The organism is Priestia sp. 53B2, from assembly GCF_056099005.1.
In genome coordinates, this window is the sequence record NZ_JBLZXA010000014.1 from 1 (window position 1) to 19,066 (window position 19,066).

Sequence of the window (19,066 nt, forward strand, 5' to 3'; positions counted from 1 at the left end):
TGTGAGAGTAGGACATCGCTAGGCATTTTTATTTTGCTTTTTTATCATCGCGGGGTGGAGCAGTTCGGTAGCTCGTCGGGCTCATAACCCGAAGGTCGCAGGTTCAAATCCTGTCCCCGCAACCAACATGGTCCCGTGGTGTAGCGGTTAACATGCCTGCCTGTCACGCAGGAGATCGCGGGTTCGATTCCCGTCGGGACCGCCATGTTTTAGAAACGAAACAATGTGTTTCGTCTTTTTTATTGTTTGAACCATTTTTATATAAAACTTTACCGTCCTTAGGAGCAATCCTAAGGAATTTTTTATATACAAAGAAATTTCTTTATAGAATTGCGATGTTAAAGATTGTTGGATTTCTTACTGGATATGTATAGTCCACAACGTTTACAATATATATATACAGATTGAAATGAGGTTCTGAATGAATGACAGAGATTAACGAATTTACGTTTATGTCTACGTCTCCTGATGAAACTAATCAGCTGGCTGCTCGTCTAGCAACTTTATTAGAAGCTGGTGACGTGCTGCTGCTTGAAGGCGATTTGGGAGCTGGAAAGACAACATTCACAAAAAGTTTAGCTAAAGGATTAGGAATTGAACGCAATGTGAATAGCCCGACATTTACTATCATTAAAGAATACAAAAGCGGTCGCCTTCCTCTTTATCATATGGATGTGTACCGTCTAGGGGATGAATTTGAAGACCTAGGGTTCGATGAGTATTTTGAAGGAGATGGCGTGACGGTCGTGGAGTGGGCTCATCTGATTGAAGAGCAGCTTCCTAATGAATATATTCAAATTAATATTTACCATGAAAACGAAACGACTCGTAAAATCCTTGTAAAAGCGATAGGCAGTCGGTACGTTGAAATATGTAAGGAGCTTTTTAAAAGATGAAAATGTTAGCCATTGATACATCCAATTTTGTCATGGGTGTTGCTGTCGTTGAAGAAAATAAAGTAATTGGAGAAATTATTACGAATCTAAAAAAGAATCACTCCGTTCGTGTGATGAACGCTGTGGAATCTTTGTTAAAAGATTGTGATATTGCGCCAAGCGAGCTAGACCGTATAGTAGTGGCACACGGTCCCGGGTCTTATACAGGTGTACGCATTGGCGTTACCATTGCCAAGACACTTGCTTGGACTTTAAATATTCCTTTAATAGGTGTATCTAGCCTTGAGGCACTAGCAGCAAACGGTCGCTATTTTGATGGATATATTGCTCCGTTATTTGATGCGCGTCGTCAACAGCTTTATACAGGACTATATGAATGGAATAACGAACGAGGTCTTCTAGAAGTTGAAAGTGATCGACTTGTTATTAATAAGGACTGGGCGGAACATTTAAAGTCATACAACAAACCTATTTTATTCATAGGCAATGACCTTCCCATGCATGAAGAGGCGTTAAAAGAAGTGTTGGGTGAACAAGCTGTATTTGCCCAGGTTCAGCAGTTTAATCCAAGACCAAGTGAATTGGCTTTTTTAGGAATGAAGAAAGAGCCGCAGTCTGTGCATACTTTTGTTCCGAACTACATTCGTTTAGCTGAAGCCGAAGCCAACTGGCTTGCTTCACAGCAAAAAGGATAAAAGAAGGTATAACATGAAACTAACAATTAAGTTTCGTTTAATGGAAGTTAAAGATATTGATCAAGTAGTGAAAATCGAAGAGAAGTCTTTTACGACACCTTGGAGTTCAGAAGCGTTTCAAAATGAGTTAACCAATAATCAATTTTCAACTTACATTGTGATGGAGGAAGGAGAAAATATTATTGGGTATTGCGGAACGTGGATTGTTATTGACGAAGCACATGTAACCAACATTGCGTTATTGCCAGACTACCGAGGCAAGGGACTCGGTGAATTGCTGCTGCGCAACGTGATGGACGTTCTTCGAAAACTAGGTGCTACGTCAATGACATTAGAAGTTAGGGTATCTAATCATATTGCACAATCATTGTATCAAAAGCTAGGTTTTAAACCTGGAGGTATTCGTAAGAATTATTATTCTGATAACAATGAGGATGCATTAGTTATGTGGGTGAATTTATGAGTGAAAATCAATTAATTTTAGCATTAGAAACAAGCTGTGATGAGACAGCAGCAGCCGTGATTCGAAACGGTCATGAAATTGTAGCCAATGTGGTGGCCTCCCAAATAGAAAGCCATAAACGATTTGGCGGTGTCGTACCGGAAATTGCATCTCGTCATCATGTGGAACAAATTACGGTAGTAGTTGAAGAAACTTTAAATCAAGCGAACTTGACGTTTGCAGATATTGATGCAATAGCTGTAACGGAAGGACCAGGGCTTGTGGGAGCACTTCTTATTGGCGTAAATGCAGCCAAAGCGCTAGCATTTGCACATCAAAAGCCATTAATTGGTGTTCATCATATTGCAGGACATATTTATGCGAATCAGCTAATCAAAAAATTAGAATTCCCGCTTTTATCGCTAGTTGTATCTGGAGGGCATACGGAGCTTGTATACATGGAAAGTCACGGTCAGTTTAAAGTGATTGGTGAAACGAGAGATGATGCAGCAGGAGAAGCCTACGATAAAGTAGCCCGCACGTTAAACCTTCCATATCCAGGCGGACCTCATATTGACCGCCTTGCACATGAAGGAGAGCCATTAATTGATTTGCCGCGTGCTTGGCTAGAAGAAGGATCCTATGATTTTAGTTTCAGTGGATTAAAATCAGCAGTTATTAACACTGTCCACAACGCGAAGCAAAAAGGTGAAGAAATTCTTCCACAAACGCTTGCTGCTAGCTTTCAAGCGAGTGTCATTGATGTGTTAGTAACTAAAACCGTTAAAGCTGCAAAGGAATATAACGTTAAGCAAGTTTTATTAGCAGGAGGAGTTGCTGCTAATAAAGGACTTAGAGCAGCGCTAGAAGAGGCATTTGCACCATTATCAAACATTGAGCTTATTATCCCGCCGCTATCTCTATGTACGGATAATGCCGCAATGATTGGAGCAGCAGCAAGTATACGATTTGCTCAAGGAAAACGTTCAGATATGTCATTAAATGCAAATCCCGGTTTGGACTTGGAAGAGTAAGAGACGAATGAGATTTAGTTCTCATTCGTCTTTTTTGTGGATAAAAATGATTTATCAACAATATTCAATAAATTTAGAATTGACTGTGGATAATTATGTGGAAAAGTCCGTGCACTCAGTACACGGACCTGTTATCAACAAGTTTTAATTATGAAAATCAGACAGATATCCACGATTTATTCACAGAGTGGATAAAGCTTGTTCTAAAGCGCATGAACAAGTAAATAGGGCGAATAGATACGAAAAAATATAGGCTATTCTTCTAGAAGCAGCTGTAATTCTTCCCACTCTTCCATTAATGTGGATAACTGTGAAGAAATTTTTTCATTTTCACCGTTTAGTCTTGATACTTCTTCGTGGTTTTGATAAATTTCAGGGTCACAAAGAAGTTCTTCATTCTCGGCTTGTGCGGCTTCTAATTTGTTTACTTCAGTTTCAATTTCTTCAATGCGGCGTGTTCGCTGCCTCATCAATTTCTTTTGTTCTTTATCTTGTTTATAGGACTGTTTATCTACTTTTACCGTACGTTCTTCGTTTGCTTTTATATTTTCTAATTCTTTGATTTCCTCTATTTCTGCTTTCTTTTCTACATAATAGTCATAATCTCCAAGAAATTCTTCTACCCCTTCAGAAGATAGCTCTGCTATTTTGTTTGCAATACGATTAATAAAATAACGGTCATGTGAAACAAATAATAGAGTCCCTGGGTAATCAATTAATGCATTCTCGAGTACTTGTTTGCTATCTAAATCAAGATGGTTAGTAGGTTCATCCAAAATTAAGAAATTAGCTTTTTGAAGCATAAGCTTCGCAAGAGCCAAACGTGCTTTTTCACCACCGCTAAGCGTGGAAACGATTTTCAGTACATCATCACCTGAAAACAGAAAATTTCCAAGAGCTGTACGAATTTCTTTTTCAGGCTTGGATGGATAGTCATCCCAAAGCTCATTTAAAACGGTTTTATTAGACGTTAAATTGGCTTGCTCTTGGTCGTAATAACCAACCATTACGTTTGAGCCAAAGGAAATGGTTCCAGTCTTGAAGCTTAGTTTATCCACAATACCTTTTAATAACGTAGATTTCCCAACTCCATTAGGGCCAACCAACGCAAGGCTTTCACCTTTTTTAATCCGAAGGTTTGCCTGCTGAACGATATATTTGTGTTCATCATATCCGATAGACACGTTTTCAAGATTTAAGACTTCATTTCCGCTTTGACGCTCAATTTCAAACGAAAAACTAGCTGATTTTTCACCTTCGTTAGGTCGGTTTATTAACTCCATTCGATCGAGCTGTTTACGTCTGCTTTGCGCACGTTTTGTAGTCGATGCGCGGGCGATGTTTCGCTGAATAAAATCATTCAGTTTTGCGACTTCATCTTGCTGCTTTTCGTACTGACGCAACTCTTTTTCATATCGCTCTGCTTTTTGTACAAGGTATTTAGAGTAGTTGCCCGTGTACTTCACCGTTGTTTTTTGTGTGACTTCATACACTTGATTTACGACTTTATCAAGGAAGTAACGATCGTGTGAAACAATTAAAATAGCTCCTTCATACCCTTGCAGAAACTGTTCCAGCCATGCTAAAGTTTCAATATCTAAGTGGTTGGTAGGCTCATCGAGAATAAGCAAGTCTGGCTTTGTTAAAAGCAGTTTTGCAAGAGCTAAGCGCGTTTTTTGTCCACCGCTCAAGGAGGAAATAGGGGTGCTATAGTCAAAGTTTGAAAAACGGAAACCGTGAAGAATAGACCGTGTATCCGCTTCATATTGATAGCCACCTAAATCTTTGAACGTTACTTGAAGCTGATCGTACTCTTTGGTTAGTTTTTCGTATTGAACTGAATCATTAAAAATGTCTGGATCGCCCATCTTTGTTTCAAGCGTACGTAATTCTTTTTCCATCTTCTTTAACGGAGCAAAGACCGTCATCATTTCTTCCCATATGGAGAGTGTTGACTCAAGAACTGTATCTTGTCCCATATAATCAATGGAAACACCTTTAGGTTTAATAATTTCTCCGCTGTCATAAGAAAGCTGCTCAGCAATAATTTTTAATAAAGTTGATTTACCAGCACCGTTTCGTCCCACTAGGGCAATGCGGTCTTTTGATTGTACTTCTAACTTTATATTCGATAAAATGGGTTCTGCCCCATAGTATTTTGTAATACCGTTCAATTGTAGAATAATCATTTTTTCACCTCTAGTAGTATATCCATAGTGTATTTTAACATATTTTCAACTACAAGTTCTTCCTACAAACGTTTGTAATTTGTAGAGGGACAAGGACAAATGATGAAGCGAATGTTTTGATTCATGAAATAAAATGATTTTACCTGCACATTTTATACAGGATACTATGTTAAAATAAGAGATAAGTGCATCTCTGAACTTATATATGATGGGTGTAGAAAACCCGTCATGACTAACAAACGGATCCTTTGAAGGGCTAATTGCTTCGTTCTAGCTACCGACTTTAAGTAGTGCTGGATAGACAAAAGTCGTCGGGGTGTGAAGCGGAGTATATATATAACAAGAGAAAAGAGAGAGAATTGGAAGCGCTACCTCAAAGCGGTTGATGCTTTGTGAAAGGTAATGCAATGTGACTTGAAAATGTTAGTAATGACATACATGAACTGAGGGGGTACAACGTGAACACTGAACAATTAAAAATACCACAAGCAACGGCTAAACGATTGCCGCTTTATTATCGTTTTTTAAAAAACTTGCATGCTTCTGGTAAACAGCGTGTTTCGTCAGCAGAGTTAAGTGAGGCAGTGAAAGTAGATTCTGCTACTATTCGTCGGGACTTTTCTTACTTTGGAGCATTAGGGAAAAAGGGATACGGCTACAATGTGAATTATTTACTTACATTTTTCCGTAAAACGTTAGACCAAGATGAAGTAACGAAAGTAGCACTGATTGGCGTAGGGAATCTGGGAACGGCCTTTTTAAATTATAATTTTATTAAAAATAATAACACCAAAATCGAGTGCGCTTTTGATGTGATAGAAGATAAAGTCGGTACAAAAGTAGGCGACGTGCCGGTTTATCATCTTGACCAATTGGAAGATTATATGAGTGATGATATCTCAGTAGCGATTTTAACCGTTCCTGCCGCTGTTGCTCAGCAAATTACCGATCGTTTAGTGAATTGCGGAATTAAAGGGATTCTAAACTTCACTCCTGCACGCTTAAACGTATCGGATGAGATTCGACTGCATCATATTGATCTGGCTGTAGAATTACAGTCGCTTGTCTATTTTTTGAAAAATTATCCTGTTGAATAAGGTGGACTGTGTTACGATTTCCTTAAGTCTAAATTAATAAGGAGAGTGGGAATATGGGGATTGGAGCAGGCAGTTGGATTATTATTGCGATTATAGCACTGCTTATTTTTGGACCGAAACGGTTACCGGAGCTAGGAAGGTCAGTCGGGCAAACGCTTAGAGAGTTTAAGCATGCCGCTAGTGGTGCATCAGAAGATCGTGAAAAAGATAAACAGCGTCAAGTAGATGACAAAGAGTAAAAGGGTGATCATAGTATGACCGAACAAGAAATGTCAATATATGATCATATAGGAGAGCTGCGAAAGCGCATTTTAATTGTTTTATTTTTCTTTGTCATTGCCACAATTGGCGGCTTTTTTATAGCGGATAAGGTTATTGTCTATTTACAGCATGCTGATGAGGCAAAAAATTTAACGATGAATGCATTTAGGTTAACAGATCCAGTTAAGATTTATATGCAGTTTGCTGTTATTATCGGCTGTGTACTTGCAGCTCCTGTTGCACTGTATCAACTTTGGGCATTTATTAGTCCTGGTTTATATGAAAAAGAGCGTAAGGTAACGCTTGGATATATTCCTGTTTCCATTTTTCTCTTTATCGGCGGTGTCTCTTTTTCTTATTTTGTGTTGTTTCCATTTGTCGTCGATTTTATGACGCGCGTTTCTGATGAGCTGAATGTAAACCAAGTGATTGGCATTAATGAATACTTTTCTTTTTTAATGCAGCTCACACTGCCTTTTGGCCTGTTGTTTCAGCTTCCTGTCGTCGTCATGTTTTTGACGCGATTAGGAATTATAACGCCTATGTTTTTATCTCAAATTCGAAAATATGCCTATTTCGTACTGCTAGTTATTGCCGCGCTTATTACACCACCGGAATTGCTCTCGCATATGATGGTGACAGTGCCGCTCTTAATTTTGTATGAAATCAGCATCATTATTTCCCGCATTTCGTATCGCAAAGTGTTAAAGGCAAGGGCAGAGCAAGAAAGAGAAGATGTTAGTATGTAAAAAAACCACTGAAACAGTGGTTTTTTTATTTAGATGAATCATCTTGATTTTTATATTGCTGCTGCAACTTTTTAATTTTATAGTGCAAGATAAAGATGCGAACCGCAAATCTGAAATCGAATGCGGCTACGAGTGCAAATAAGATCGTAGGGAAGTTCCACACGGTTTCCTGAGCATTTTGAATAGCCAGGTAGGTAAATAAAATCCCCATAATAATATAAATAAACCCTCGTGTTAAAGGGATATTCTTCATGAAAACATGCCTCCAAAAATAAACTGCATTTGTTCTGCTTGCTTTTGCATTTCTATAATTTTATCTGCAAAAATAGTTTGAGATAAAATAACGATTGTATTCATCAACACGTGTGCAATAATGGGTACAATAATTAGTTTTGTTCTTGCATAAAGGAATGCAAATACAAATCCCATGGCTGTATACACGAGCAAATGTTTGAAATCCCAGTGTACGGCAGCGAAAATAAGGGAACTAATAAATGCAGAGATAAAGAAATTGTATCGTTTGTGAAGAGAGCCGAAAATAATCTTTCGAAAAATAATCTCTTCTAGAATTGGCCCAATAACAGACGTAACCACAATGAGGAACGGCGTTGCTTTAACAAGATTAACAATATTTTGTGTGTTTTCAGATACTTGGGTAATGCCAAGAGAGTGCTCAATCATACCTGCTACAGCTTGACCAGCCATAGCCAGGAACACCCCAAGGACTGACCAGACAACAGTTACCGTTGTTCCCGCATGTTCTATACGCATGGACATGTCACGGCGCAGCAGCAGTAAGACAACAAGTAAACCAAGGATAAAGCTAATGATGGTCCAATAAGTCAAAAGCATGACATTCGCTGTTCGAACTGGATATTGCTCAAAGATACCTGTTAATTTTAACAGCGGTATACCAACAACTCCTGAAAACTGCATAAGGATGTAGGTGAGGATAACATACCAATAACGTTTTTCCAATCTTCTATACTCCTTTAAAAGGTTTTTATGTATATATGTCGAAGAAGTACTGTAAAGTTAGTAATTTCTTCTTGCTCGTATTGTAACATACATATTATTGAACAGAGAAAAGAATGCTTTATTTCTCAAAATCGTCGAAATCTAAGACTATTATATGTAGTTGTCGTAAATTTTAAATTTTTTTTGTTTAATACTTGCAAAAAAAACCCACTTTGTTTTAATATAATAATTGTGTTAGCACTCGTTGATGTTGAGTGCTAATAAAAATGCAAACATATTATTTGAGGAGGTTGTTTCACTTGTTAAAGCCATTAGGTGATCGCGTAGTGATTGAACTTGTAAAATCTGAGGAAAAAACAGCAAGCGGTATCGTGTTACCGGACAGTGCAAAAGAAAAGCCACAAGAGGGTAAAATTGTTGCTGTTGGTACAGGTCGAGTATTAGAAAGCGGTGAGCGTGTAGCTTTAGAAGTAGCTGCGGGCGATCGTATCATCTTCTCAAAATATGCGGGTACTGAAGTGAAATACGAAGGTACTGAATACTTAATTTTACGCGAAAGCGATATTTTAGCTGTAATCGGCTAATTTTAACCACAAACTTATCATACGTAAAAAATAGATTATTAAGAACATCTTGAGGAGGTCAAAGAACATGGCAAAAGACATTAAATTTAGCGAAGAAGCACGTCGCGCAATGCTACGTGGTGTAGATACATTAGCAAATGCTGTAAAAGTAACGCTTGGACCAAAAGGTCGTAACGTTGTATTAGAAAAGAAATTCGGTTCACCGCTTATTACAAATGACGGTGTAACAATTGCAAAAGAAATCGAATTAGAAGACGCATTTGAAAATATGGGTGCTAAATTAGTAGCCGAAGTTGCTAGCAAAACAAACGACGTTGCTGGTGACGGTACAACTACTGCAACAGTTTTAGCGCAAGCAATGATCAGAGAAGGCCTTAAAAACGTAACGGCTGGTGCTAACCCAATGGGTATCCGTAAAGGTATGGAAAAAGCAGTAACTGTAGCGGTTGAAGAACTAAAAGCAATCTCTAAACCAATTCAAGGTAAAGATTCAATTGCTCAAGTAGCGGCTATCTCAGCAGCTGACGAAGAAGTAGGTCAATTAATTGCTGAAGCAATGGAGCGCGTTGGTAACGACGGCGTTATCACACTTGAAGAATCAAAAGGTTTCACAACTGAATTAGAAGTGGTAGAAGGTATGCAGTTTGACCGTGGATATGCATCTCCTTACATGGTAACTGATTCAGATAAAATGGAAGCTGTATTAGATGATCCATACATCTTAATCACAGACAAAAAAATCGGTAACATTCAAGAAATTTTACCGGTATTAGAGCAAGTTGTTCAACAAGGCAAGCCTCTATTAATCATCGCTGAAGACGTAGAAGGCGAAGCTTTAGCAACATTAGTTGTGAACAAACTTCGCGGTACATTTACAGCTGTAGCTGTTAAAGCTCCTGGTTTCGGTGATCGTCGTAAAGCAATGCTACAAGACGTTGCGATCCTAACAGGCGGAGAAGTAATCACTGAAGAGCTTGGTCTTGACTTAAAAACAGCAAGCATCGATCAATTAGGTCGCGCTTCTAAAATTGTTGTAACAAAAGAAAATACAACAGTTGTAAACGGTGCAGGAAACGCAGAAGATATCCTAGCACGCGTAAACCAAATCAAAGCTCAGCTTGAAGAAACAACTTCAGAGTTTGACCGTGAAAAATTACAAGAGCGCTTAGCAAAACTTGCTGGTGGCGTAGCTGTAATTAAAGTTGGTGCGGCAACTGAAACTGAGTTAAAAGAACGTAAATTACGTATTGAAGATGCATTAAACTCTACGCGTGCTGCGGTTGAAGAAGGTATCGTAGCTGGTGGTGGTACTGCATTAGTAAATATCTATAATAAAGTAGCAAGCATCGAAGCTGACGGTGACACTGCTACAGGTATCAATATCGTATTACGTGCGATTGAAGAGCCTGTACGTCAAATTGCTCACAATGCTGGTTTAGAAGGATCAGTAATCGTTGAGCGTCTAAAAGGCGAAGCAGTTGGAACTGGATTTAACGCTGCAACTGGCGAGTGGGTAAATATGCTAGACACTGGTATCGTTGACCCAACAAAAGTAACGCGCTCAGCTCTTCAAAATGCTTCTTCTGTAGCGGCTATGTTCTTAACAACTGAAGCAGTTGTTGCTGACAAGCCAGAAGAAAACGCAGCTCCTGCAATGCCTGACATGGGCGGCATGGGTGGAATGGGCGGCATGATGTAATCACTGCCCTCTCTGAAAAAGCGACCAAGTGAGTACTTGGTCGCTTTTTTGCGTGCGTTAATATTTTCAGATTTTTTAAAAATTTGTTAAGATAGTACTATGTTTACTGGAAAACTTACTAAACTCAAGGCTTAACTGAGTTTTAAGGGGGAGCTTCGTTGATTCAGCTGGATCATATTAATAGTAAATTAAACCAAGTATTAGAAAACATCGATCAAATTTTGATTGGAAAACGTCAGGTATCTACGCTGAGTTTGGTTGCTTTGCTTGCAGAGGGGCATATTTTACTTGAAGATGTGCCGGGTGTGGGGAAAACGATGCTAGTAAAGGCACTGGCTAAATCAATTGATGCAGAATTTAAACGAATTCAATTCACGCCTGATTTGCTGCCATCCGACGTAACAGGTGTTTCTATTTACAGTCCAAAAGACATGGAATTTCATTTTCGTCCAGGTCCTATCATGAGCCACATTGTACTCGCTGATGAGATTAACAGGACTTCTCCTAAAACACAATCGGCGCTTTTAGAAGCAATGGCTGAGCATCATGTAACAACCGATGGTATCACCCGGGAAATTCCAGCGCCTTTTTTTGTGATGGCTACTCAAAATCCTGTTGATTTTGATGGGACCTATCATTTGCCGGAAGCGCAGCTGGATCGTTTTTTATTCAAATTAAGCATGGGGTATCCTACACAAGAAGAGGAGCTTCAAATTTTAAATGGCGTATCCACCCAGATCAATCTTGAAGACGTCAAACCCGTCATGAGCATTCCAGAATTAGTACAGGCTCAAAAAGCTGTAAGCAGTATTTATGTAGATGATGCGATCAAGCACTATATCATTGAAATCATTCGCAAAACGCGCTCTCATCCACATGTTTCGTTAGGTATCAGTCCTCGTGGAACGGTTTCATTTATGAAGGCCGTTCAAGCATATGCTTTAGTGAAGGGAAGAGATTACTGTCTTCCTGATGATGTTCAAGAGCTTGCTTCGTATGTGTGTGCACATCGATTAACACTAAGACCTGATACTCAGTACAGCGGGTTAACAGCGAGTGATGTGATGAAGCAAATTATGGCTGATACGAAAGTACCTGTTAAAAGGTAAGAGGGTACTTTATGAAACAGTATATAAAATTGATATGGAATAAATGTAGAGACTGGTTCGGTTTATTCTGCATCTTTGCTGCTACGTTTTCTTACGCCATGTTTCAGGGGGGGTTTGTCAGCTGGTTTTTATTTTATAGCTTCTTACCTTTTGGGTTATATGCGGTAGCCGTTTTGCTTTATCCGTTAAAGAAGTGGAATGTTACTCGTGATGTGAAGCTACAGCCTCGATTCGCTGGAGATCATCTTTCGTATGACATTCACATTACACGCTCCTCGGCTTTTCCTGTTTATATGGCAGCAGTGAAAGAGGAGAGTAACCTTTTAGATCAAGAAGAAAGAACAATTTATCCGCTTTTTCAACGAAACGCTGTTATTCCGTATGAAAGATCGTTTGTAGAAAGAGGAGAATATGAATTTTTTACGATTTCGATTGAACTGAGTGATTTATTAGGAATTGTAAAAAAGAAGGCATATTATCCGCTGCAGCAGCGATTTATCGTTTATCCTCAGACTCATGAAATAGATATCCCGTTTCTTTTAGCGGGAATAGAAGAAGGAAAAAATGAAGTTTCGACGGGGAATCAATCTACTACGTTAGTGACAGGCATTAGAGAATATCAGCCGGGTGACCGATTAGGGTCTATTGATTGGAAGGCGACGGCTCGTAAAGCTACGTTGATTTCTAAAGAGTTCGGTCATTATCATGAACGGAGTATGATTATCATTGCAGATGTTATCAGCTCTCTATACTTTGAAGAACGAATGAGCTTTCTGGCATCCATGATCATTCATGAAGAAACCAAGCGTAAAAAAGCCGATTTTCTTTTAGCTGGAGATGCACTTTTTTCACCAAAAACCTCTGAACAAAGTGAGTCTGATAACCTGTTGTATCACTTAGCACGTGCCCAGCCTGTTAACAATCGAGCATTCGAAACAGAATTTAAGAGTATTGCCATTCAAAAACAGCATTCTTTTATGGTCATTGTCAGTCAAGTTACAGGGACTCTTATTGGGCAGGTTCAATCTAAGCTGAGTCTGCATGCTAAGGCATCAATAATTGTCGTTAAAGATGAAGGAGCAGGGCTTAGTGACGAAGAGACGGTTATTGTAAATGGAATACAATCTTCTGCTTTAACGATTGAAGTCGTTAATATTCCTCTTCCTCTATCTTCTAAAGGAAATGAGGGCGGAAATAAGTGAATAAATCAGCTTTGTATGTAAAAAACATCTTATTGTACGCGGGAGCATTCTTTTTATTAGTGGAATGGCTTCTTCCTTTAAATGAAGTGACGGATACCAATCAAATTCAGTACTTTATCTTGTTTGTTGCTTACTGTTTTTTGTGTTTAACGTTTCGCTTGCCGTTTATCGTGATGGCGTTAGGGAGTATATTGTTTATTTTGTTTTCGCTTCACAATCTCTATTTCCAAGAAGCCTTCTTTTCTTCAGACTGGCTTCCGAGACTTTTGGAGATTCTTCAGTCAGATGCACAAAGTATCATGGAGTGGGATATAGCGAATTTATCATTTGAAATGAGGAGCACTTTATTTTTTGTGCTGCTTTGGATTATGGCTTATTTAATTCGATATTGGATCTTTTATCAAAAAAGAATTTTCTTCTTTTTCTTCTTAACCATTTTGTATATTACCGTGTTGGATACCTTTTCTACTTACGATGCGGGAGCTGCTATTATTCGCGTGACGATTATCGGGTTTTTATTAGTAGCCATGCTTCGCATAAATCCTGAACGTATAAAAGCTGCGAGCACTGAGCGTTTAGAAAATAGAAAACGATCGTTTCTTTTTCTAGGCAGCTTTTTAGCTATCGTCATTGTGCTGGCTTATCTAGCTCCTAAACCAGGGCCGCAGTGGCCAGATCCCGTACCTTTTATCACAGCGCATACAACAAATCAAGGACAGGGAGAATCTGCAAGCGGTCAACGAATTGGCTATGATATGGACGATTCTAAATTGGGGGGATCGTTTGTCAATGATGATACGGTTGTGTTTACAGCCAAAGTAGAGGATGAGCACTATTGGCGTATTGAAACGAAGGATGTTTATACAGGTAAGGGGTGGGAGCTGTCTAAAGAGGAAGAAAAAGTGCCCTTTAAAGGAAATGAAAACTTACTCCCTCAATATGACTCAAGTGTAGCAGGACAAGTAAGAAAAGCAGAAGTTACCTATTCGCAGCCTTCTGTTCATCTTATGCATGTTCCTCAACTGCTGTCGCTAACCTTAAAAAATGGCATTCAAACCGATGTTACACCGACAAATGAAAAATTATATCCTTATCAAAATGACAAGCTTGTTACTGTTCAATCGTATGAGCTGACGTATAAATATCCTGTATTTGATATTGGACTTCTTCAGCAAGCAGAGGAAAAAAAGGCAGAGAGTCTAGAGAATAATAACGAATTTATAGCAAGGTATACACAACTTCCTGCTAACTTGCCGAAACGAGTAAAGGATTTAGCTCGTGAGGTAACAAAAAATAAGAACAATCGTTATGAAAAAGCGAAAGCCGTTGAAGAATACTTCCGATCAAATCCATATGTATATGATACTGAAAATGTTCCAATTCCTACGAAAAATAAAGATTATGTGGATCAATTTTTATTTGATACAAAAAGAGGGTACTGTGATAACTTCTCTACTTCTATGGTCGTGCTGCTTCGTTCATTAGATATTCCTGCTCGGTGGGTAAAGGGCTATACAGAAGGTGATGCCACCGTCATTTCAGGAAGTAGTAAGTGGACAACTTATGAAATTACACAAAATAATGCTCATTCTTGGGTCGAAGTTTATTTTCCAGGAGCGGGCTGGGTACCTTTTGAACCAACAAAAAGTTTTTCTAATCCTTATGGTTTTGTAGATAGCCAACCTAACAACTCTAGTGAAAATAGTCAAAGGGAAGAAGAGAAACAAGAAACGCAAGTGAAGGAGCAGCCTAAGGAAAAAGAGCTTCCGGCACAAGAAGAAAGAGGGAAAGAAAAAACAGCTTCTCTTCAAAATGCTAAGTTGTCTATGAAGTGGAAAGTGCTTTTCTACGGACTGATTGTAGTTATGTTAATAGTAATATATCTCAATCGATTTAAATGGTTTTTACCTTTTTATATCTCTTTTTATAAAAAGAAAGAGAGAGTGGAAACCTTTGAATCAGCGTATGCTTTTTTACTTAAAAGACTTGCTGCAAATGGACTAAAGCGGCAAGAAAGTCAAACGCTGCGCGACTTTGCAGGAGAAGTAGACGGAAAATTAAATACGGTAAATATGCTAAAATTAACGGGAAAATATGAGCGGGTTTTGTATCGAGATGCAGATTCCATAAAAGAATGGAAAGAGTCGATTGAATTGTGGGAAAATTTAATCAAAAAAACGAGTTCTTGACCATTGTTTCGCGGATTGATAGAATATTCTCGAACTTACTATAAATGTTTCGTATACCTTCATATATCCTCGATAATATGGTTCGAGAGTCTCTACCGGGTCACCTTAAACGATCTGACTATGAAGGCAGAACAGTCTATTTGACGATAAACGTCGTGCTCAACTAGACTTCTGCCTTTGTTTTTTGAGGGAGAAGTCTAGTTTTTTTTATATTTTAGGGCATAATAACAAGTGATTATTTACACATTCGGAGAGGTGAACAAGATGGAAGGCATGATTGTTGTATTAGATTTTGGTAGTCAATATAACCAACTGATTACGCGTCGCATTCGCGAGTTCGGAGTATATAGTGAATTGCATCCGCACACAATTACAGCAGAAGAGATTAAAGCATTAAATCCAAAGGGAATTATTTTCTCTGGAGGCCCAAACAGTGTGTACGGTGAAAACGCATTTCACTGCGATGAAAACATTTTTGAATTAGGTATTCCTGTTTTAGGTATTTGTTATGGAATGCAATTAATGACTCATCATTTTGGCGGGAAGGTAGAAGGTGCTAGCCATCGTGAATATGGTAAAGCAGCGATTAACGTACAAAACGATTCATTAATGTACCATGAGTTGCCAAAAGAACAAGTTGTTTGGATGAGTCACGGTGATTTAGTTGTAGAAACACCAGCTGGTTTTGAAGTGGACGCAACTAGCCCATCTTGTCCAATTGCCGCAATGAGTAACAAAGAAAAGAATATGTACGGCGTGCAGTTCCATCCAGAAGTTCGCCATTCAGTGCACGGTAACCATATCTTAAAGAACTTCGTGTTTGAAGTATGTCATGCTGAAGCAAACTGGTCAATCGAGAACTTCATTGAAGTTGAAATGGATAAAATCCGTGAAACAGTTGGAGATAGAAAAGTACTTTGCGCACTTAGCGGTGGAGTAGACTCTTCAGTAGTAGCTGTATTAATTCACAAAGCAATTGGTGATCAGTTAACATGTATGTTCGTAGATCACGGTTTATTACGTAAAGGTGAAGCGGAAAGTGTAATGGAAACATTTAGCGAAGGCTTTAATATGAACGTAATTAAAATCGATGCAAAAGATCGCTTCTTAGAAAAATTAAACGGCGTATCAGATCCTGAACAAAAGCGTAAAATCATCGGTAATGAATTTATCTATGTATTCGATGACGAAGCTGCTAAATTAAAAGGGTTTGATTTCCTAGCTCAAGGTACGCTATACACAGATATTATCGAGAGTGGGACAGCTACAGCTCAAACGATCAAATCTCACCACAACGTAGGTGGATTACCGGAAGATATGCAGTTCAAACTAATCGAACCGTTAAACACGCTATTCAAAGATGAAGTACGTGCATTAGGTTCTGAATTAGGTATCCCTGATAACATCGTTTGGCGTCAACCTTTCCCAGGACCAGGTCTAGGTATTCGTGTACTTGGTGCAATTACGGAAGAGAAGTTAGAAATTGTACGTGAGTCGGATGCTATTTTACGTGAAGAGATTGCAAAAGCTGACTTAGAGCGCGATATCTGGCAATACTTTACGGTTCTTCCTGACATCCGCAGTGTAGGTGTAATGGGAGATGCTCGTACGTATGATTACACAATCGGTATTCGTGCTGTTACATCGATTGATGGTATGACTTCTGACTGGGCGCGTATTCCTTGGGATGTGCTTGAAGTTATCTCAACGCGTATTGTAAACGAAGTTAAGCATATTAACCGCGTAGTGTATGATATTACAAGTAAGCCACCTGCAACAATTGAATGGGAATAACATGCAAAAAAACCGAACAAACGAACATTCTTTTATAAGAATGTTCGTTTTTTGTTGACTTTTTTAAAAAGTTAATGGTAGGATAGTAACATAAAACAGCGAGATATAGCTTTAATGTCGTATAATCTTGGGGATAAGGCCCAAAAGTTTCTACCGAGCTACCGTAAATGGCTTGACTACGAGAAAGTAATACATGTATGTATAAAAATCTTTTGTTTTTTGACTCATACATTTCTCTTTTAGTCGATTTTATGCCTTTACGCGCCATAGTGTAGAGGCATTTTTTATGGCTTGCCTAAGTGCATGCGGCTTCTATAAAGGGAGGAAAAAACGTGAAGAAGTATTTTCGTTTTGAAGAGCTGGGTACTAGCTATCGAAAAGAGTTTATAGCTGGCCTTACAACTTTTCTATCTATGGCTTACATTTTATTTGTTAATCCATCTGTGCTATCACTAAGTGATGTAAAGGATCTACCTGACAGTATGAGAATGGACCAAGGGGCTGTATTTACAGCTACTGCTTTAGCTGCAGCTTTGGGATCAATTGTTATGGGAGTGCTTGGTAGATACCCAATTTCATTAGCTCCAGGTATGGGATTAAACGCATTTTTTGCTTATACAGTTGTTCTGACAATGGGAATTCCATGGCAGACGGCTTTAACAGGTGTTATGATATCAGGTGTTATTTTTATTCTTTTAACATTAACAAGCCTGCGAGAAAAAATTATTAATTCTATTCCTATTGAATTAAAAATGGCTGTTGGAGCAGGTATTGGTTTATTTATTAGTTTTATTGGTATGAAAGGTGCCGGAATCATCGTTAAAGATGATGCCACATTTGTTGGGCTGGGTGATTTAACTAACCCAACAACGTTACTTGCGGTTTTTGGCATTGTAATTACTATTGTATTAATGGTGCTTCGAGTAAATGCAGCTGTATTTATCGGTATGATTGTAACGGCTGTAGCAGGTATGGCTTTTGGTTTAATTGATACACCTAAAGCAGTTGTTTCATCAGTTCCTAGTCTTGACCCAACGTTTGGGGCAGCTTTTCAAAATATCGGTGATATCTTTACTGTAAAGATGCTAGTCGTCATTTTAACTTTCTTATTTGTTGATTTCTTCGATACAGCAGGTACGATGGTTGCTGTAGCGAGTCAAGCTGGGCTTATGAAAGATAATAAACTTCCGCGAGCGGGCAGAGCGTTATTGGCAGATTCTAGTGCGATTGTAGTTGGTGCTGTTCTTGGTACCTCATCAACAACAGCTTATGTAGAGTCTACAGCTGGAGTAGCAGCGGGCGGACGTTCAGGATTTACTGCAATCGTAACGGCGGCGTTTTTCTTAGTTGCACTGTTCTTTTCTCCATTGTTAGCGGTAGTAACGCCAGCTGTTACTGCGCCAGCTTTAATTACGGTAGGAGCTCTGATGGTGTCAAATTTAGGAGAAATTAATTGGAAAGAGTTCGAAGTAGCAGTTCCCGCATTTTTCACGGTAATTATGATGCCATTAACATACAGTATTGCAACAGGTATTGCGGTTGGGTTTATCTTTTATCCTATTACAATGTTATGCAGCAAGCGTGGGAAAGAAGTTCATCCAATTATGTATGCTCTCTGTATCATCTTCATACTCTATTTTGCGTTCTTAGCAGAATAGTTTAAATAAAAAAGCTCAGTTTAATGACTGGGCTTTTTTTTTATGATAAGATAAGAAAACTGCATAGCGGCTAGATTGCTATTGTAATAGAGAGTATTCAATCATTTTACTGAAGGTTTACTTCATTAACTTTTTTATTTATAAAGTTTTTTAGAAAAACGATTGACTCTATATATTATATATGGTAAATTATTAAATGTCGCTGATGAACAGCGCAGTTGAGAGAAACATCTTAAAAAAAGATGTTGACATCAAAATGATAGAATGTTATACTAATAAAGTTGCTTCAGAGCAACGGTTGAACTTTGAAAACTGAACAAAGCGACAAACGTCAACGTTAATTTTTTTATTTTATATGAGCAATCAAACATTTCTTCGGAGAGTTTGATCCTGGCTCAGGATGAACGCTGGCGGCGTGCCTAATACATGCAAGTCGAGCGAACTGATTAGAAGCTTGCTTCTATGACGTTAGCGGCGGACGGGTGAGTAA

General features: G+C 38.6%; 17 protein-coding genes, 2 tRNA genes, 1 rRNA gene and 2 riboswitches. Of the genes, 17 read left to right on the plus strand and 3 right to left on the minus strand.

All coding sequences use genetic code 11. The features are described 5' to 3' along the window. Nucleotides 1–48: 48 nt before the first annotated feature. The 6 genes from ACN6NE_RS12160 to tsaD all read left to right on the plus strand — a co-directional run bounded on the left by ACN6NE_RS12160 (nucleotide 49) and on the right by tsaD (nucleotide 3,067). A tRNA-Met gene (locus ACN6NE_RS12160) sits at nucleotides 49–125 on the plus strand. A gap of 4 nt (nucleotides 126–129) precedes the next feature. After that, nucleotides 130–205, plus strand: a tRNA-Asp gene (locus ACN6NE_RS12165). A gap of 220 nt (nucleotides 206–425) precedes the next feature. Then, nucleotides 426–896, plus strand: coding sequence for a tRNA (adenosine(37)-N6)-threonylcarbamoyltransferase complex ATPase subunit type 1 TsaE (gene tsaE, locus ACN6NE_RS12170; protein ID WP_013081426.1), 471 nt, complete (start codon nucleotides 426–428; stop codon nucleotides 894–896). After that, entirely contained in the window at nucleotides 893–1,591 is a 699-nt protein-coding gene (gene tsaB / locus ACN6NE_RS12175; protein WP_474325381.1) for a tRNA (adenosine(37)-N6)-threonylcarbamoyltransferase complex dimerization subunit type 1 TsaB, read from the plus strand. Before tsaE ends, tsaB begins: the two co-directional genes overlap by 4 nt. A 13-nt stretch (nucleotides 1,592–1,604) precedes the next feature. Then, nucleotides 1,605–2,054, plus strand: coding sequence for a ribosomal protein S18-alanine N-acetyltransferase (gene rimI, locus ACN6NE_RS12180; RefSeq protein WP_013055018.1), 450 nt, complete (start codon nucleotides 1,605–1,607; stop codon nucleotides 2,052–2,054). Then, nucleotides 2,051–3,067: a tRNA (adenosine(37)-N6)-threonylcarbamoyltransferase complex transferase subunit TsaD gene (tsaD, locus tag ACN6NE_RS12185; RefSeq protein WP_129705737.1), complete on the plus strand. Its 1,017-nt coding sequence runs from the start codon at nucleotides 2,051–2,053 to the stop codon at nucleotides 3,065–3,067. The genes rimI and tsaD overlap by 4 nt, the downstream gene beginning before the upstream one ends. A 254-nt stretch (nucleotides 3,068–3,321) precedes the next feature. On the opposite strand, the gene ACN6NE_RS12190 is transcribed toward tsaD, so the two are convergent. Continuing rightward, a complete protein-coding gene (locus tag ACN6NE_RS12190; RefSeq protein ID WP_129705739.1) occupies nucleotides 3,322–5,256 on the minus strand; it encodes an ABC-F family ATP-binding cassette domain-containing protein in 1,935 nt (644 codons plus the stop codon). A 458-nt stretch (nucleotides 5,257–5,714) separates the two neighbouring features. Between ACN6NE_RS12190 and ACN6NE_RS12195 the strand changes: the two genes are divergently transcribed. Genes ACN6NE_RS12195 through tatC form a run of 3 tightly spaced genes read left to right on the plus strand, consistent with a single transcriptional unit; the run spans nucleotide 5,715 to nucleotide 7,363 of the window. Next, complete coding sequence (locus tag ACN6NE_RS12195; protein ID WP_129705742.1) at nucleotides 5,715–6,353, plus strand: redox-sensing transcriptional repressor Rex; 639 nt, start codon at nucleotides 5,715–5,717, stop codon at nucleotides 6,351–6,353. Between the two features lie 53 nt (nucleotides 6,354–6,406). Next, entirely contained in the window at nucleotides 6,407–6,592 is a 186-nt protein-coding gene (gene tatA, locus ACN6NE_RS12200) for a twin-arginine translocase TatA/TatE family subunit (RefSeq protein ID WP_129705744.1), read from the plus strand. 15 nt (nucleotides 6,593–6,607) lie between these two features. Next, the gene (tatC, locus tag ACN6NE_RS12205) at nucleotides 6,608–7,363 is read left to right on the plus strand and encodes a twin-arginine translocase subunit TatC (RefSeq protein WP_013055023.1); all 756 of its coding nucleotides are present in this window, start codon (nucleotides 6,608–6,610) and stop codon (nucleotides 7,361–7,363) included. A 25-nt stretch (nucleotides 7,364–7,388) separates the two neighbouring features. On the opposite strand, the gene ACN6NE_RS12210 is transcribed toward tatC, so the two are convergent. Together ACN6NE_RS12210 and ACN6NE_RS12215 are read right to left on the minus strand one after the other, a co-directional pair. Beyond that, a complete protein-coding gene (locus ACN6NE_RS12210) occupies nucleotides 7,389–7,616 on the minus strand; it encodes a YdiK family protein (RefSeq protein ID WP_013055024.1) in 228 nt (75 codons plus the stop codon). After that, nucleotides 7,613–8,341, minus strand: a complete 729-nt coding sequence (locus ACN6NE_RS12215) for a CPBP family intramembrane glutamic endopeptidase (RefSeq protein WP_129705746.1) — start codon at nucleotides 8,339–8,341, stop codon at nucleotides 7,613–7,615. Before ACN6NE_RS12215 ends, ACN6NE_RS12210 begins: the two co-directional genes overlap by 4 nt. Before the next feature lie 299 nt (nucleotides 8,342–8,640). On the opposite strand from ACN6NE_RS12215, the gene groES reads away from it, so the two are divergent. The 8 genes from groES to ACN6NE_RS12255 form a co-directional block, all read left to right on the plus strand. Beyond that, nucleotides 8,641–8,925, plus strand: coding sequence for a co-chaperone GroES (groES, locus tag ACN6NE_RS12220; protein ID WP_013055026.1), 285 nt, complete (start codon nucleotides 8,641–8,643; stop codon nucleotides 8,923–8,925). A gap of 67 nt (nucleotides 8,926–8,992) precedes the next feature. Next, on the plus strand, nucleotides 8,993–10,624 hold the full coding sequence (gene groL / locus ACN6NE_RS12225) for a chaperonin GroEL (RefSeq protein WP_098548817.1): 1,632 nt from the start codon (nucleotides 8,993–8,995) through the stop codon (nucleotides 10,622–10,624). Nucleotides 10,625–10,782: 158 nt separating this feature from the next. Then, entirely contained in the window at nucleotides 10,783–11,733 is a 951-nt protein-coding gene (locus ACN6NE_RS12230; RefSeq protein ID WP_129705748.1) for an AAA family ATPase, read from the plus strand. 11 nt (nucleotides 11,734–11,744) lie between these two features. Beyond that, complete coding sequence (locus ACN6NE_RS12235) at nucleotides 11,745–12,935, plus strand: DUF58 domain-containing protein (protein WP_129705750.1); 1,191 nt, start codon at nucleotides 11,745–11,747, stop codon at nucleotides 12,933–12,935. Then, nucleotides 12,932–15,124: a transglutaminase TgpA family protein gene (locus tag ACN6NE_RS12240; protein ID WP_474325388.1), complete on the plus strand. Its 2,193-nt coding sequence runs from the start codon at nucleotides 12,932–12,934 to the stop codon at nucleotides 15,122–15,124. Before ACN6NE_RS12235 ends, ACN6NE_RS12240 begins: the two co-directional genes overlap by 4 nt. A 39-nt stretch (nucleotides 15,125–15,163) precedes the next feature. Next, nucleotides 15,164–15,265, plus strand: a riboswitch (purine riboswitch). A 123-nt stretch (nucleotides 15,266–15,388) separates the two neighbouring features. Further along, nucleotides 15,389–16,918, plus strand: coding sequence for a glutamine-hydrolyzing GMP synthase (guaA, locus tag ACN6NE_RS12245; protein WP_028410369.1), 1,530 nt, complete (start codon nucleotides 15,389–15,391; stop codon nucleotides 16,916–16,918). A gap of 97 nt (nucleotides 16,919–17,015) precedes the next feature. After that, nucleotides 17,016–17,117: riboswitch (purine riboswitch) on the plus strand. Nucleotides 17,118–17,250: 133 nt separating this feature from the next. Next, nucleotides 17,251–18,576 (plus strand): NCS2 family permease, encoded by a 1,326-nt coding sequence (locus ACN6NE_RS12250; RefSeq protein ID WP_013055032.1) that lies wholly within the window; start codon nucleotides 17,251–17,253, stop codon nucleotides 18,574–18,576. Between the two features lie 372 nt (nucleotides 18,577–18,948). Then, nucleotides 18,949–19,066, plus strand: a 16S ribosomal RNA gene (locus tag ACN6NE_RS12255); the annotation flags it as partial.

What these genes read in the sequence shown, in the direction of transcription:
- tsaE (WP_013081426.1), top strand. Translation starts at nt 426, where the DNA reads ATGACAGAGATTAACGAATTTACGTTTATGTCTACGTCTCCTGATGAA.
- tsaB (WP_474325381.1), top strand. Translation starts at nt 893, where the DNA reads ATGAAAATGTTAGCCATTGATACATCCAATTTTGTCATGGGTGTTGCT.
- rimI (WP_013055018.1), top strand. Translation starts at nt 1,605, where the DNA reads ATGAAACTAACAATTAAGTTTCGTTTAATGGAAGTTAAAGATATTGAT.
- tsaD (WP_129705737.1), top strand. Translation starts at nt 2,051, where the DNA reads ATGAGTGAAAATCAATTAATTTTAGCATTAGAAACAAGCTGTGATGAG.
- ACN6NE_RS12190 (WP_129705739.1), bottom strand. Translation starts at nt 5,256, where the DNA reads ATGATTATTCTACAATTGAACGGTATTACAAAATACTATGGGGCAGAA.
- tatA (WP_129705744.1), top strand. Translation starts at nt 6,407, where the DNA reads ATGGGGATTGGAGCAGGCAGTTGGATTATTATTGCGATTATAGCACTG.
- tatC (WP_013055023.1), top strand. Translation starts at nt 6,608, where the DNA reads ATGACCGAACAAGAAATGTCAATATATGATCATATAGGAGAGCTGCGA.
- ACN6NE_RS12210 (WP_013055024.1), bottom strand. Translation starts at nt 7,616, where the DNA reads ATGAAGAATATCCCTTTAACACGAGGGTTTATTTATATTATTATGGGG.
- groL (WP_098548817.1), top strand. Translation starts at nt 8,993, where the DNA reads ATGGCAAAAGACATTAAATTTAGCGAAGAAGCACGTCGCGCAATGCTA.
- ACN6NE_RS12235 (WP_129705750.1), top strand. Translation starts at nt 11,745, where the DNA reads ATGAAACAGTATATAAAATTGATATGGAATAAATGTAGAGACTGGTTC.
- guaA (WP_028410369.1), top strand. Translation starts at nt 15,389, where the DNA reads ATGGAAGGCATGATTGTTGTATTAGATTTTGGTAGTCAATATAACCAA.